This is a genomic window from Undibacterium hunanense (genome assembly GCF_014284335.1).
GTDB classification, from domain to species: Bacteria; Pseudomonadota; Gammaproteobacteria; order Burkholderiales; family Burkholderiaceae_D; genus Undibacterium; species Undibacterium hunanense.
On record NZ_JACOGF010000071.1, the window covers coordinates 1 to 300 of the forward strand.

General features: G+C 55.7%; 1 protein-coding gene. It reads left to right on the forward strand.

Annotated elements, in window-relative coordinates; translation table 11 throughout:
* Nucleotides 1-300: hypothetical protein (locus tag H8L32_RS28495; RefSeq protein WP_186951018.1), on the forward strand; the 300-nt coding region annotated here is incomplete at both ends.

Sequence of the window (300 nt, forward strand, 5' to 3'; positions counted from 1 at the left end):
CCATCGGCGACTTCAACGGCATCAAAAACATCGGTAACATCGAACTGACCAACGACACAGCAGTCACCCAAGTGTCCCAGATCCAGTTGAATGACACCATCGTTGATGCCCTGGTTGACAGCTACCAGGCTGCGAACACCACCACCCACATCGAACGTCTGACCATCCGTGCAATCGACAACGTCAACGTTGCCAACGCAACAGTTGGTGTTTCCATCGATGCTGGTGCACTGACAGCGCAATCTGCACTGGACGTGACACTGGGCCGTGGCGCCAACTTCCTGAGCCTGGGTGCAGGTG